10 protein-coding genes are annotated in these 12733 nt (G+C 37.2%); 8 read left to right on the top strand and 2 right to left on the bottom strand.

Annotated elements, in window-relative coordinates; translation table 11 throughout:
• The first annotated feature begins 8 nt into the window (after positions 1–8).
• The 5 genes from AC6FXG_RS06810 to AC6FXG_RS06790 all read left to right on the top strand — a co-directional run bounded on the left by AC6FXG_RS06810 (position 9) and on the right by AC6FXG_RS06790 (position 3965).
• Complete coding sequence (locus AC6FXG_RS06810) at positions 9–776, top strand: MBL fold metallo-hydrolase (protein ID WP_075574574.1); 768 nt, start codon at positions 9–11, stop codon at positions 774–776.
• The gene (locus AC6FXG_RS06805) at positions 773–1228 is read left to right on the top strand and encodes a 23S rRNA (pseudouridine(1915)-N(3))-methyltransferase RlmH (RefSeq protein WP_500572087.1); all 456 of its coding nucleotides are present in this window, start codon (positions 773–775) and stop codon (positions 1226–1228) included. Before AC6FXG_RS06810 ends, AC6FXG_RS06805 begins: the two co-directional genes overlap by 4 nt.
• Before the next feature lie 73 nt (positions 1229–1301).
• Positions 1302–1466, top strand: coding sequence for a hypothetical protein (locus tag AC6FXG_RS06800; protein WP_500572086.1), 165 nt, complete (start codon positions 1302–1304; stop codon positions 1464–1466).
• Positions 1467–1639: 173 nt separating this feature from the next.
• Positions 1640–2071: a hypothetical protein gene (locus tag AC6FXG_RS06795; RefSeq protein ID WP_500572085.1), complete on the top strand. Its 432-nt coding sequence runs from the start codon at positions 1640–1642 to the stop codon at positions 2069–2071.
• A 277-nt stretch (positions 2072–2348) separates the two neighbouring features.
• Positions 2349–3965 carry an ABC transporter ATP-binding protein gene (locus AC6FXG_RS06790; protein ID WP_500572084.1) on the top strand — a complete coding sequence of 539 codons (1617 nt, stop codon included), beginning with the start codon at positions 2349–2351 and terminating at the stop codon, positions 3963–3965.
• 1256 nt (positions 3966–5221) lie between these two features.
• Here AC6FXG_RS06790 and AC6FXG_RS06785 read toward each other — a convergent pair.
• Both AC6FXG_RS06785 and AC6FXG_RS06780 read right to left on the bottom strand, forming a co-directional pair.
• Positions 5222–7210 carry an ABC transporter ATP-binding protein gene (locus tag AC6FXG_RS06785; protein WP_500572083.1) on the bottom strand — a complete coding sequence of 663 codons (1989 nt, stop codon included), beginning with the start codon at positions 7208–7210 and terminating at the stop codon, positions 5222–5224.
• Positions 7203–8954, bottom strand: a complete 1752-nt coding sequence (locus AC6FXG_RS06780; RefSeq protein WP_500572082.1) for an ABC transporter ATP-binding protein — start codon at positions 8952–8954, stop codon at positions 7203–7205. The genes AC6FXG_RS06785 and AC6FXG_RS06780 overlap by 8 nt, the downstream gene beginning before the upstream one ends.
• A gap of 190 nt (positions 8955–9144) precedes the next feature.
• Here AC6FXG_RS06780 and AC6FXG_RS06775 point away from each other — a divergent pair, with 190 nt between their 5' ends.
• The 3 genes from AC6FXG_RS06775 to AC6FXG_RS06765 all read left to right on the top strand — a co-directional run bounded on the left by AC6FXG_RS06775 (position 9145) and on the right by AC6FXG_RS06765 (position 12483).
• The gene (locus AC6FXG_RS06775) at positions 9145–9558 is read left to right on the top strand and encodes a YtxH domain-containing protein (RefSeq protein WP_500572081.1); all 414 of its coding nucleotides are present in this window, start codon (positions 9145–9147) and stop codon (positions 9556–9558) included.
• 11 nt (positions 9559–9569) lie between these two features.
• The gene (locus AC6FXG_RS06770; RefSeq protein WP_500572080.1) at positions 9570–10097 is read left to right on the top strand and encodes a DUF948 domain-containing protein; all 528 of its coding nucleotides are present in this window, start codon (positions 9570–9572) and stop codon (positions 10095–10097) included.
• A 157-nt stretch (positions 10098–10254) separates the two neighbouring features.
• The gene (locus AC6FXG_RS06765) at positions 10255–12483 is read left to right on the top strand and encodes an S-layer homology domain-containing protein (RefSeq protein WP_500572079.1); all 2229 of its coding nucleotides are present in this window, start codon (positions 10255–10257) and stop codon (positions 12481–12483) included.
• The last annotated feature ends 250 nt before the right edge of the window (positions 12484–12733 follow it).

Below are 12733 nucleotides of genomic sequence, written 5' to 3'. Positions count from 1 at the left end.
GAGATATTATGAAATTTTGTTCATTACAAAGTGGGTCCACTGGTAACGTGCAATATATTGAATACAAGGATACAAAAATTTTAGTCGACTGCGGCCTAAACGGCAAGCAGACCGCCAGTCGCTTGGCTATGATAGGCGTTAATATCGACGATATTGACGCTATTTTAATAACCCACGAACACGCCGACCACATCTGCGGGGCGGGAGTCATCAGCAGGCGGCACGACATACCAATCTACGCCACGGCCAAGACCCATGGGGCGGCAGCCACGACGATCAAGGACATTGGCAAGCACAATAGAAGATTTATTGAAGGTGAGTTTACAATTAAGGATTTATTTATAAAACCCTTCGCCACTAGCCACGATGCCATCGACCCAATTGGTTTTGCAATTTACGGCAACAAAAAAATTTCCATTATAACGGACACGGGTTTTGTAAGCGAGGAGGCGATGGAAGCCACCAAGGGGTCGACCTTGTTTTTTATAGAAGCCAACCATGATTTAAATATGCTGGAGTATGGGCCTTATCCACTGCATTTGAAGAGAAGGATTGCAAGTACCGAGGGCCATTTATCAAATGTAGCCTGCGCAGAATTTTTAATTAAAAATATAGACAAAAAGACCAAGCAAATCGTCCTCTGTCACTTGTCCCACGACAACAACAACGAGGTCTTGGCCCTGATGACGGTTAAAAACATGTTGACAGATGCAGGCATTGACTTGCCAATTTGCATTTCCCACAGGGACGCCATAGGAGAGCTGATAGAATTATGATAGAGATTATTGCCACAGGAAAAATCCCCAAAGAATATCGAGTAATTATAAACGATTTAATAAAAAGATCTTCTGTCTACCAAAAGATAGACTTGATCGAGCTAAAAGAAGTCAGCTTAAAATCCGACGAAAGCAATCTGCCAGAAAAACTGACCAAGGAAACCGAGGCCGCATTAAGCCGGGCCAAGGGGGAAATTTATATAATGGATGCTGGCGGTAAAATGTTTACGACTGATGAATTTACGGATCTTATAGAAAAAAACGAAAATATCGGACAGACGCTGACCTTTATTATCGGAGGCTCTTACGGCTTTGACCACGATATGATAAAGTCATACAAAAAAATTTCCCTAAGCAAGATGACAATGCTCCACCACATGGCCAGCCTGGTCCTGGTGGAGGCCATTTATCGGGCAGAAAAAACCATGCGGGGGGCCAAATACGACAAGTAGCTTTAGCACATATTCTTGAAAAAGTACGATCATATATGATAAGCTGTAGGCAGGAAATATTTGGGAGGGACTTATGGAAAATAAAAAATTTACAAGAGTAGACGCTTTTTTCCTACCAATAATTATTATCCTCTTGGCTTTAAACTTCACAGTATTCTTCAAGTCTAGAAGGTTTTTAGAAGTAGAGCTCTTGGTGGATAGGAATGAAAAAAGCCAAGTCTATGCGGACATGCACTGAATTCAGCTGAAAAATTTTGTCAATCCAAAATCGCTGACTGATTTCAATATGGCGACAAATCCAATTACACCTTATAGACAGAAACACTCTGAAAACCCTACAAAATATCATAACTTTTTGCGGATAGAACTCGGGGATAGAGAGGCTATAATTGCCTTAGATGGGATGTTCATATGGCCAAACCACTAGTAAAAACTTTAATTTATATAGTCCTAGTCCTATTTTTGTTTGGACTTTTTAATAACATCAAACAAAAAAATATGATCCAAGAACTAGTAGCAGAAGAAATGGACTACCAGATCTCAGAAGACGAGCTAAGAATAATAAGGGCAGACGCCAATGCCTTGGCCAATTCGACTTATATGAATGGAGACTTCAAGTGCCCAGAATTTAAAGACGAAAACTTGTTTTCAGAAAACCTAAGAGACCAGGCGACTTTTGATAAGGATTTTAAAAACAACGAAGCCAATAGAAGATACTTAAGAAGCATGATGCGTTCACTGGTAACAGCCATCGACAATAGGGCAGATGAAATTACCTTGGTAAAGACCCTCAAGATAAGATACCGGGGCGTGGAAGTAAAAATCCCCTTCGCCTTTGAATAAAAATATGTAAGATTAAAAGATGGAGCTGATCCATCTTTTTTTGACTGTGTAATATGTGTTGGGAAGTAAAACATTAGCAAAAATATACAGTCTATTTTTATTTTTTCTCTTTTTATTATTGTTGGCTTCAAGTTCTTAGTTGTGTAAGTTGAAAATAGAATTATTTATCTTAAAAAATAAAATCCTTTTAATTTATTGGAGTAAAAGGGTTCTTTGTTAGAAATGTGAGAAAACTAAAGCGAAATGTGTTATAATATTTATATACAAGGAGGGCAAGATGGTTAAAAAATATAGAAAGCTTTTGGGCTACATAGGACCCTTTAGAAAAAGGCGATTTTGGCTCGTAGTACTTTGCGCAGCTTCGATATTAATCGGCTCTATAATGCCATTTTTCATCGGAAAGCTCGTCAATATGGTAACTGTGAGTGCGCCTATTTCCGAAATTTTAAAATTCGGAGCACTTTTAATCATAATCGGACTTTTAGATGCGACTTTAAATTCGATGCAAAACTACATATGGCATATGTACAGTACGGAGTATTTGAACTATTTTAGAACGATTATGCTCCAAGCTGCGCTCAAAAAGAATGTAAAATTTTTCAAAGAGAATGACGAGGATTTTACCAACAGAATTTTGCACGACACGTCAATTCTTTCGTACGACATTTCAATCGGTTTTCCCATGCTCATTTTAAACGTGCTGAGAATTGGAATTGTCGTGGTTTTGATGTTTTATATGAGCCCGATTCTCACGATTTTACCTCTTTTGATCGTTCCGATATACACGTTCACATTCCATAGAATAGACAAAAAAATAAGAACGGCATCGAACAAAGAGAGACGACTTTTTACAAGAGTTTCCGAAACCGTACAGGAATATTTGAACGGAGTTTTGCAGATAAAAATCAATGGCAAGGAAAAATTTTTCCTCGATAATTTTAAAAACACAATAAATGAATATACGGATTCGGCAAAGGATATAAAAAAATACACCGCAGTAAGTTACGGCGTGGGCGGATTTACAAAGGCGCTCCTTCCGATACTTGTGCTTATTTCGGGTGCGATTTTAATTATAAAGGGACAACTTACACTTGGCTATCTCTTTGCTTTTTATTCATATCTTGACTTTTTGTACGAGCCTATGACAAATCTTTCGGATTGGTACACGGGTATAAACGTTAGTCTCGGGATGAGCGACAGAGTTTTGAGTTTTCTTGAGGACGATATGGAAGAAGAGAGTGGAGAGAAGATTCAGAGTATTGATTCGATCGAGTTTAAAGACGTTTCTTTTTCGTATGATTCCCAAAAGCCGGTTCTTAAAAGCGTGAACTTCAAATTTGAAAAGGGCGACATCGTCGGCATCATTGGACCGTCGGGCTCCGGCAAGTCGACGATTATAGATATTATCCTCAAAATTTGGGACACATATAGCGGAGAGGTCATTGTGAATGACACTGAGCTCAGAAAAATCAATCGCTCGAGCTACTATGACAATCTTTCACTTGTTGAGCAGGAGCCGTTTATTTTCAGAGATACAATTCTTCGAAATATTCAATTTGACAATGAAGTTGTCGACGAAAATGTTTTGAGGGAGAGCGAACTTTCAAATCTTGTCGAGAAAAAAGACGGAAAGCTCAACCACGAGCTTGCAACGAAGGGAGCAAATTTAAGTGGTGGAGAAAAACAAAGAATCGCACTTGCACGTGCTCTTTACAGCGACAAGGACTTAATCATACTTGACGAGTTTACGTCGGCTCTTGACAATGAAACTGAGGATAAAATTGTGCAAAACATAAAAAAACTTGGCGACCAAGGCAAGATTGTAGTTATCATAACGCACAGAAAAAGCCCGCTTTCAATAACGAACAAGATAATCGATTTGGAAAAGTTTTAACCTTGTGATTCACACAACTAAATACAAAAAAACAAAGCTGTCCAAAGGGGCAGCTTTTTGAAATTCAATATTTTAGTTCAACTCTCAATTTTACTCATAACATACTATCAATAATCATACTTAAAAGATAAAGCACAAAAACAAACACACCTAATGGGCAAATGACAACTTTTATCAATTGCTGAATAGAATGCTGTCCTTTAATTTTTTGCTTTTATTTTTTATAAACTCTTGTTATTTTTGAAAATAAAATTGTCTCATAAAAATTTAAAACTGCTTAAAAATGAAATTATTATTTTAAAGAAGAAAAATGCTTTACATTTAAAAGTAAAAGGGTTTTTTATTTGCTTTTTATAATTATAAAATAGCATTTTTATAAACAAAAAATTGCTGATCTTGAAAATATACTATTATTTCTTTGCTAACTTTTTTCTTAATTTATTTCTGAATTTAATTATTAACCACACTCATAGTGATTCACACAACTAAATACAAAAAAACAAAGCTGTCAAAACGGGCAGTTTTTTGAAATTCAATACATACCATCAATAATCATACTTAAAAAGATAAAACACAAAAATAGATACATCTAATGGTCGATTGATAATTTTTATCAATTGCCGAATAGAGTGCTTTTGTTTATCTTTTACTTTTTTATTTTTTGAATTTAGCTTATTTATAAAGAATAGAATTATTTATAAAAATAGAATTATTTATCTTAAAAAATAAAATCCTTTTAATTTATTAAAAGTAAAAGGGTTTTTTATTTGACTCGCGTTCGCTTGCTCAACCCACTAAAGTGAGCAACAAAAATTTGTGTTTTTACTTCCACAACTTTTAGCAGAGGTCAATTTTTTATGGGAGACAAAAAGTAATTCATTTTTAAAAATAAAACCGCTTTACTATTAAAAGTAAAAGGGTTTTTTATTTGACTCGCTTTCGCTTGCTCAACCCACTAAAGTGAACAATAAAAATTTGTGGTTTTATTTCCACAATTTTTAGCAGAGGTTAATTTTTTACGGGAGACAAAAAGTAATTCATTTAAAAAATAAAATCCTTTTAATTTATTAAAAGTAAAAGGGTTTTTTATTTGACTCGCTTTCGCCTGCTCAACCCACTAAAGTGAGCAATAAAAATTTGTGTTTTTACTTCCACAACTCTTAGCAGAGGTCAATTTTTTATGGGAGACAAAAAGTAATTCATTAAAAAAATAAAACCGCTTTACTATTAAAAGTAAAACGGTTTTTTAATTTATCTTAAGCTTTGGCTTTTTCTTGGGCTTGGTCTAATTGCAATTGATAGAGCCTGTAGTAGTAGCCGTGTTTTTCCATGAGTTCATGGTGGTTGCCGACTTCGACTATGCGTCCCTTGTTCATGACTATGATCCTATCCATATCGGAGACGGTTGATAGTCTGTGGGCGATTGCAATTGTAGTCCTATTTTTCATGAGCTCTTGCAGGCCTTCTTGGATGAGGAGTTCTGTTTCCGTATCGATGCTGGCTGTTGCTTCATCGAGGATTAGAATTTCCGGATCCCTAAGGATGGTCCGCGCAAAGCTCAGGAGTTGGCGTTCACCAGTTGAAAGTGTAGATCCGCGTTCTTCGACTCGTGTGTCGTAATCGTCGGAGAGTTTTTGTATAAAGTCGTCCGCACGGACACGCTTGGCTGCGTCTTTGATTTCGTCAATGGAGTAGTCCTTGCCCAGGGTGATATTGTATTTGATATCGCCCGAGAATAAAAATACATCTTGAAGGACGAAGCCCAAACGCTTTCTCAAAACTGCTGGGTCCATGGTCCTAATGTCAACGCCGTCAATTGTAATTGATCCTGAATCTATATCCCAAAATCTAGCAAGTAGTGATAAAATCGAAGATTTGCCGGCACCTGTTGCTCCAACAAAGGCAACTGATTCGCCTTTTTTAATCTTGAAGGAAATATCCTTTAAGACTTGCTCGCCTGGTATATAAGAGAAGTTTACATTTCTAAACTCAATGTCGCCCAGGTCGGCAGGGATATTATTTTTTTCGTATTCAGGCAGGGCCTTGATGCCTGTGTCTGTGTCCAAGATATCTACAATCTTTTCAACAGAGGCCATGGCCATTTGCAGGATATTATATTTTTCTGCCATGTCCATAATTGGCATGAAAAACCTTTTTAGATAAGTTATAAAGAGGAAGAGGGTACCAAACTCGATCTTGTCTTGGATAACTTGACCGCCTCCGTAGTAGATCAAAAATGCCTCGCCCAGGGACCGAATGATTTCGATTGACGGCCTAAAGAGGGCATGGTTTCTAACATTTTTTAAAACTTCATTGAGGTAGCCGGAGTTTTGGTCGTCAAACTTCCGGGCCATTTTTTCTTCCTTGCCAAAGATGCTAATAACAGACATGCCGCTTAAATATTCATTTAAAGTTGAATTGATCCGTGATAGTTTAGCTCTGGCGACTTGGAAGACCTTGAACTGAATATTTCTAAAGAAAATTGAAATTGCAACTATAACTGGCAGGAGCAAGAAGCACATGAGGGCCAGCTTGTAATTGAGTTTTAGCATAAGGATCATAATGCCGATTACGATTCCAAGGTCTGCGACAAAGCTTACCATTACGTTTGAATAGAATTCAGATAGGTTTTGCGTATCGGAAGTAACCCTTGTAAGCAAGCTGCCGACTGGTTTTTTGTTGAAGAAAGCTGAAGATTGACGAATGATGTGGTCAAAGACTTGCTTTCTAATATCATAAATAATCTTGGATCCAGTTTGCCCTAAGAGGAAGTTAAACCACCAGGTAAAGACAAAGTTCAAGAGGATTACCAGGATAAACAAGAGAGTGATTTTGATAATAGCTTCATTGTCCCTCTTTCTTATGTCCAGATAATCGTCGTGGTCGATGTCCTCATAGGCTTGACCGTTTTTAAGTAGCGTGTGTTCTTGGCCCTTGGTTTCGATTGTATAAAAAACTGTATCTTCGCTATAAGCGGATTTTTCTTTGGGATGGACGCGGATATAATTTTTCCCGTTAATTGGAATTGTATCTTCGTTTGCATCTTCAACTTCAACCATGGAGACAATATCGCCTGAGATATAATCGTCGATGGCGACCTTGACCAGGTAGGGGTTTACAAGTTCGAGGACTGTTGAAAATGCGACCAAGATAAGGGCCAAGATAAGTGGTTTTACATATGGCCTTGCAAAGCTCAAGAGATGATGCATCAAGGTTTTTTTATTTTTATTATCTGTCTTACTCATCCCATGCCTCCATTTCGCTTTCCAAGAGTTGGTTTTGATACATTTGATTGTATTCGCCGTCAAGCTCAACCAACTGGTCGTGGTTACCGCGTTCTTTGATAGCCCCGTCTTCTAAGAATAAAATTTCGTCAGCGTTTTTGATTGTAGAAATCCTGTGGGCGACAATAATCATAGTCGATTGCAATTTTGCAATTTGGTCCAGGATAATTTTTTCTGTGTCCGTATCAACAGCTGACAAGCTGTCGTCTAGGACCAAGAGTTTTGGATTTTTGATGAGGGCTCGAGCAATGGAAACCCTTTGCTTTTGGCCGCCCGATAATGTGACCCCCCTCTCGCCCAAAATGGTATCGAAGCCTTTTTTAAAGCTAACGACGTCATTGTAGACTCCGCTCATCTTGGCGGCGTCTTCTATGTATTTTTGGTCGATCTCTTGGTCAAAGGCGAAGGCGATATTTTCAGCTATGGATTCGCTGAAGAGGAAGTTATCTTGGGGTACATAGCCGGCTTTTTCTGTCAGCATATTTAAATCCAAGTCCGCCACATTTACACCGTCGATTAAAATTTCTCCTTCATCAGGTAAGTATTCCCTGAAAATTAATTTTAAAATTGTCGACTTGGACGAACCAGTCTTGCCCACAAGAGCAAGTGACTTGCCGTCTTCCAACTTAAAGGAAACATTTCTTAGGGCATATCTATTAGATGTTGGATATTTAAAGGAGACGTTTTTAAATTCCACGCTGGCCTTATCCATTGGAAGGGCGATTGGATTTTCTGGCTCTTTGATCTTGGGCTCGACCTTGAGCATAGATTTAATTCTTTCCATACCAACGCTGCCTTGTTGGATCATATTTATAATCATGCCCAAGCTCCTGGCTGGCCACATGATAATGCCAACATAAGAATAGTGGGCGATAAAATCACCCAGACTGATGGTCCCGTTTATAACATAACGGGCGCCCAGATAAATTACCAGCATATAGCTAAGGCCTGCCATCAAAACCATAAGTGGGAATAAAAATGTAGTTTTCTTTATAACGTTAACATTTTTCTCGTAATAGTTTTGATTGGCTTCTTCAAACCTATCGTTGGCGTGGTCCTCTTCAACAAAGGCCTTGATAACTTGGATGCCCGAAAAAGCTTCTGTGGTTGTGTCGGATAATTTCGCATAAGCGACCTGCCTGTCCTTAAAAATTTTAAAAAACATACCCCCGTATGAAATAATCAGGGCAGCAGAAAAAGGCACAGGAATTAAAGTAAGTACAGTGAGCCTGAGCCCAGAAGTTCTAATCATCATTACAAGAGTAAAAATCAGCATGAATGAAGAGTCCACGCTCATCATAATGCCTTGGCCTGTAAAGTTGCGAATTGCATTTATGTCGTTGGTGGCATAGGCCATGAGGTCTCCAACCTTGTTGTGGTTGTAAAAGTCCCTGTCCATTTTAAGCCAGTGCTCAAAAAGCTCTCTGCGAATATCATATTCAATCCGCCTGGCCGAACCAAAGAGGCAAACCCTCCAAAAATATCTGCCGATTGACATCAAGAGGGCCGCACCCAAAGTCAAGAGGGCATAAGTTGCTAGCTTGTCTTTAGTTAAGACGCCGTTTTGATAATCGTTGGCGAAATTTCTCATAATTTGTGGCACATAAATAACAGTTGTATCTATAACTATCAGCCACAAAATGCCGATAATATATTTATCCCAATAAGGCTTCATATATCGTGAAACCGATTTTAAAAATTTCATTTCTCTTCCCCCTTTTAAATTATGATAATATACATATAAGAAAAAATCAAGTTCGAATACCGAAATAATTATTTTTATCAATACGCCTGATAATTTTACTTGTTTAAATTAATTATATTGAGGGTAAATAAAAAATAGTAGACAGATAATCTGCCGAAAAATATTTTAATAAAAATACAGGAGGAAAATTATGAAAATTATTGAAATGATTGAAGCAAAAGCAAGAGAAGATAGAAGAAAGAAATTCTTAAATACAGCAGGAAAGGTTGCAGCTGGTTTAACAACAGGTCTAGCAATCGGAGGAGCTGCTGGTTTACTATTTGCACCAAAATCAGGCGAAGAAACCAGAGAAGACATCAAAGAATTCTACGGCCAACAAAAAGAAAAAGTTAAAGACGGCTACAACAAAACTGTTACAAAGATTAGCGAAGAAAAAGCTAAACTAGTTTCAGGCGCCAAAGAAAAATTTGACGAAGTAGCTGACAAGGCTCTAGAAGCAGCTGAAGATGTAGTTGACAAGGCTGATGAAAAAGTAGCAGAAGCTAAAGAAAAAACAGAAAAAGCAAAGGAAAAAGTCGAAGACGAAAAGAAAAAGACTAAATAAGGAGTGATAGCATGATTTTAGGAGCTGTAATGGTAACGGATGTACTCCTTTGGATTTTAATTTTGGCAGGTGCTTTTGCACTTGTAGCTCTAGGCATTATGTTTGTAAAGCTGTCAAAGACTCTTACACAAGTCAACAAAATTGCAGAAGACAACAAGAGAAACATAGACGATAGCCTAAACCAATTGCCACAAGTAATTGCAAATGTAGATGACATTACAATAACTGTTGCAAATCTATTGGAAGACTCTGAACCTGAAATAAAAAAGATTTTAGCAAATGTATCAAGTGTATCCGATAAGGCTGTCGGTATTACTAGCTCAGCCGAACAAGCTGTAGATACTGTAACAACAGGAGTAGTTGGAGTTGTAAACGGCATTGCAAATCTGGGCAACAAGACAGTAGACTCAGTTGATCACGCAATTGACAACCTGAGACTCTTTGGAGCCAACACAAAGTTAGGATTTCTAAAAACAAAAGAAAGCGGATTAAATAAAATAGCAGACTTTCTAACATATATTAGAAGATTCTTCAATTAATACACACACGCCTGGATAATGTTACAATTGTGTTAAATTTATTCAAATGGCGTGTGTTTTTAATTGAAATATTTATATATTAGTGTATAATATAGGTAAGAAATATTTATAATGCTTGGGAAGAGACCCAGGTTTTTATAAACAAAAGGAGGATAATATGAAAAAAGTAATTAGTGTAATGATAGCAGTGCTAATGGTAATAGCCTTGCTACCACTAAACGCATTTGCTGAAGGCGAAGATGATCACTTAGATTCAGCTAAAGAATCTGCAATTGCAAGTCTTGAAAGAGGTTATGATAATTTAACCGATGACGAAAAAGAAGACTACAAGACAAGAATAAATTCAGCAGCTTCTACTGGCGATATTAGTGATATTATGTCAGAAGCATTGGATTTAAATCAAAAAAGAAATACGCCTGAATACAAAGAAAAGATGGAAGAGGCTAAAAAACTTCCAGCTGCAAAAGCCAAATTACAAGGCTATATTAATGTTGCTAAGTACACTTTAAGTGAAATGAAACTTAAAGGAAAATATGAAAAAGCTAATTTAGATTTACAAAAAGATCTTAGTGCTAAAATTGAAGAAGCAGAAAAATGGGTTGATAATGTTTTATTAACATCAGATAAGGCTGACGAGTTAACTAATGAATTAAAATCTTTGGTTGAAAAGATTGTAGCTTCTGCTAATAGTCAACCAGAGGTTAAGCCTGAACCAAAACCAGAACCAAAACCAGAACCAAAACCTCAACCAAAGCCTGATACAAAACCATCAGATAAAAACTATCCATACTATAGGGGTTATCGTTATGGTTATTACAGACCAGCTTCATTGGAATACACAATGGACAAGGCCAAGGCTTTCAAAAATTCTTACCCAACACAAATTGCAAACGCAAGCTACGCTGCAAGAACAGAATTTAATGCAGCTTACAGCGATGTAGCTGATATGTACAACAATAAGTACTGGGGATATTATGATGGCAGATACAACGATGGTTATTACTATGGTGACAGAGTTTACTACAGAAATGGCAATTGGTATACTTTTGATGAATATGTAAGTCGCTATGGCACTTATGATATGGAAAACTACAGAAGATATGGTTACTATGGTGACTACTACGATGGTTACTATGAAGACCTTTATGAAAGAAATGGAAAAGTTTATTCATATAGCGATTACTACAGAACTTTTGGTAGATATCCATACGAATCTGAAAGATTAAAATATAGAGATGGCTATGGCTACTGGGATCCATACTATGGTTGGACATACGATGGCTACTACAATGGCTACTATGATTATTACGGATCAAACTATCGTGCAAGACTTGAAAGATTGATCGACGCTATCAGAGCTATTGCTAGAGAATATCCTACAAATTCATCAATCTATATCAACTACTCAGGACTTGCTTATCCATCATACTCAAGTGACTATTACTATGGTTATGATTACTATGGATACAACGGCCTAACATCAAGCCAAGTTAAAAATATGAGAGAACTTATTTCAAAGGCTGAAAATCTTAGAGGCCAAGTCAAGGGCAATGTTGACAAGCAAATTGTAAACAATTTACAAGCAGCTATCGATGATGGTTACCGTGCACTCCAAGGCAGGTCATCATACTCAACAGCTTACAGCAATTTGGAAGCTGCTATTAACTCTGCAGATTTAGTAGATAATACAATTTATATTAGAAACGCTTATATGCAAGGTATTGCAAACGGAAACTTTGGTCCTAACGAACAATTAACCAGGGCTCAAGTTGCACAAATTGTTGCAAATCTTCTAAGACAATCTGGCAAGACCACAGTTTACAATCCAAAACAATACAAGGACGTTGAAGACTACAGATGGTACAAGGGAGCTGTTGATCTAGTAACATCATACGGCATTATGGAAGGTACTCCTGCAGGCAACTTTGAACCAAACAGATTGGTTACAAAGGCTGAACTTGTTGTTACAGCAGCTAGACTTAAAAACTATCAAACAACTCCAGGTAATGTATTTGGGCTAACAAGCCACTACTGGGCTCAAGGTTATATCCAAACAGCTTATGTAAACGGCTGGCTCGATACCAAGAATGGTTTTGTACCAAACGCTCCAATCACCAGAGCTGAAACAGTTCACATCTTTAACGGTGCTCTAGGTTATGGTCCAGACCAAGATTATATTATCAAGTATGCAAATCAAATGAATAAATTCAACGACGTAACACGCGGTATGGATTATTACTTTGATATTATTACAGCTACAAACACAATTTCCTACAAGGTAAAATTAAACGGAAACAGAGTTTGGTTAACTCACATGCAACCAAACGGTATTTGGGCAATGCCACAATACTCAGCAGGTGGAGTTGCTGTTAATCCTTTAAACTAATCCTCTTGATTAGCAAATAAATTTTAAATCATAAGAGCTCCGGCAGATAGCCGGGGTTCTTTTTTTGATTAATGGGTTTAATAAAAACCGAGGCGAGATTTGTAGCGGTCATCTTTATGATGACCACCGTCTCGGACAAAATTTTGTTTATTTATTATTATAAAATGAATTTATTTCCACCGATTTTTCCACCAAGATCTCCTGCGGCTTGATTTTTTTGAGCCGTAGTTGTATAATGTACAAGACATGG

The organism is Ezakiella massiliensis (assembly GCF_059862345.1).
Note: the sequence above shows the minus strand (reverse complement) of the source record. Positions and strands in the feature narration are given on the sequence as shown.

Excerpts from the sequence above, each read along its gene's own strand:
- AC6FXG_RS06765 (WP_500572079.1), top strand. The coding sequence starts at position 10,255 with ATGAAAAAAGTAATTAGTGTAATGATAGCAGTGCTAATGGTAATAGCC.
- AC6FXG_RS06770 (WP_500572080.1), top strand. The coding sequence starts at position 9,570 with ATGATTTTAGGAGCTGTAATGGTAACGGATGTACTCCTTTGGATTTTA.
- AC6FXG_RS06805 (WP_500572087.1), top strand. The coding sequence starts at position 773 with ATGATAGAGATTATTGCCACAGGAAAAATCCCCAAAGAATATCGAGTA.
- AC6FXG_RS06780 (WP_500572082.1), bottom strand. The coding sequence starts at position 8,954 with ATGAAATTTTTAAAATCGGTTTCACGATATATGAAGCCTTATTGGGAT.
- AC6FXG_RS06800 (WP_500572086.1), top strand. The coding sequence starts at position 1,302 with ATGGAAAATAAAAAATTTACAAGAGTAGACGCTTTTTTCCTACCAATA.
- AC6FXG_RS06790 (WP_500572084.1), top strand. The coding sequence starts at position 2,349 with ATGGTTAAAAAATATAGAAAGCTTTTGGGCTACATAGGACCCTTTAGA.
- AC6FXG_RS06785 (WP_500572083.1), bottom strand. The coding sequence starts at position 7,210 with ATGAGTAAGACAGATAATAAAAATAAAAAAACCTTGATGCATCATCTC.
- AC6FXG_RS06810 (WP_075574574.1), top strand. The coding sequence starts at position 9 with ATGAAATTTTGTTCATTACAAAGTGGGTCCACTGGTAACGTGCAATAT.
- AC6FXG_RS06775 (WP_500572081.1), top strand. The coding sequence starts at position 9,145 with ATGAAAATTATTGAAATGATTGAAGCAAAAGCAAGAGAAGATAGAAGA.
- AC6FXG_RS06795 (WP_500572085.1), top strand. The coding sequence starts at position 1,640 with ATGGCCAAACCACTAGTAAAAACTTTAATTTATATAGTCCTAGTCCTA.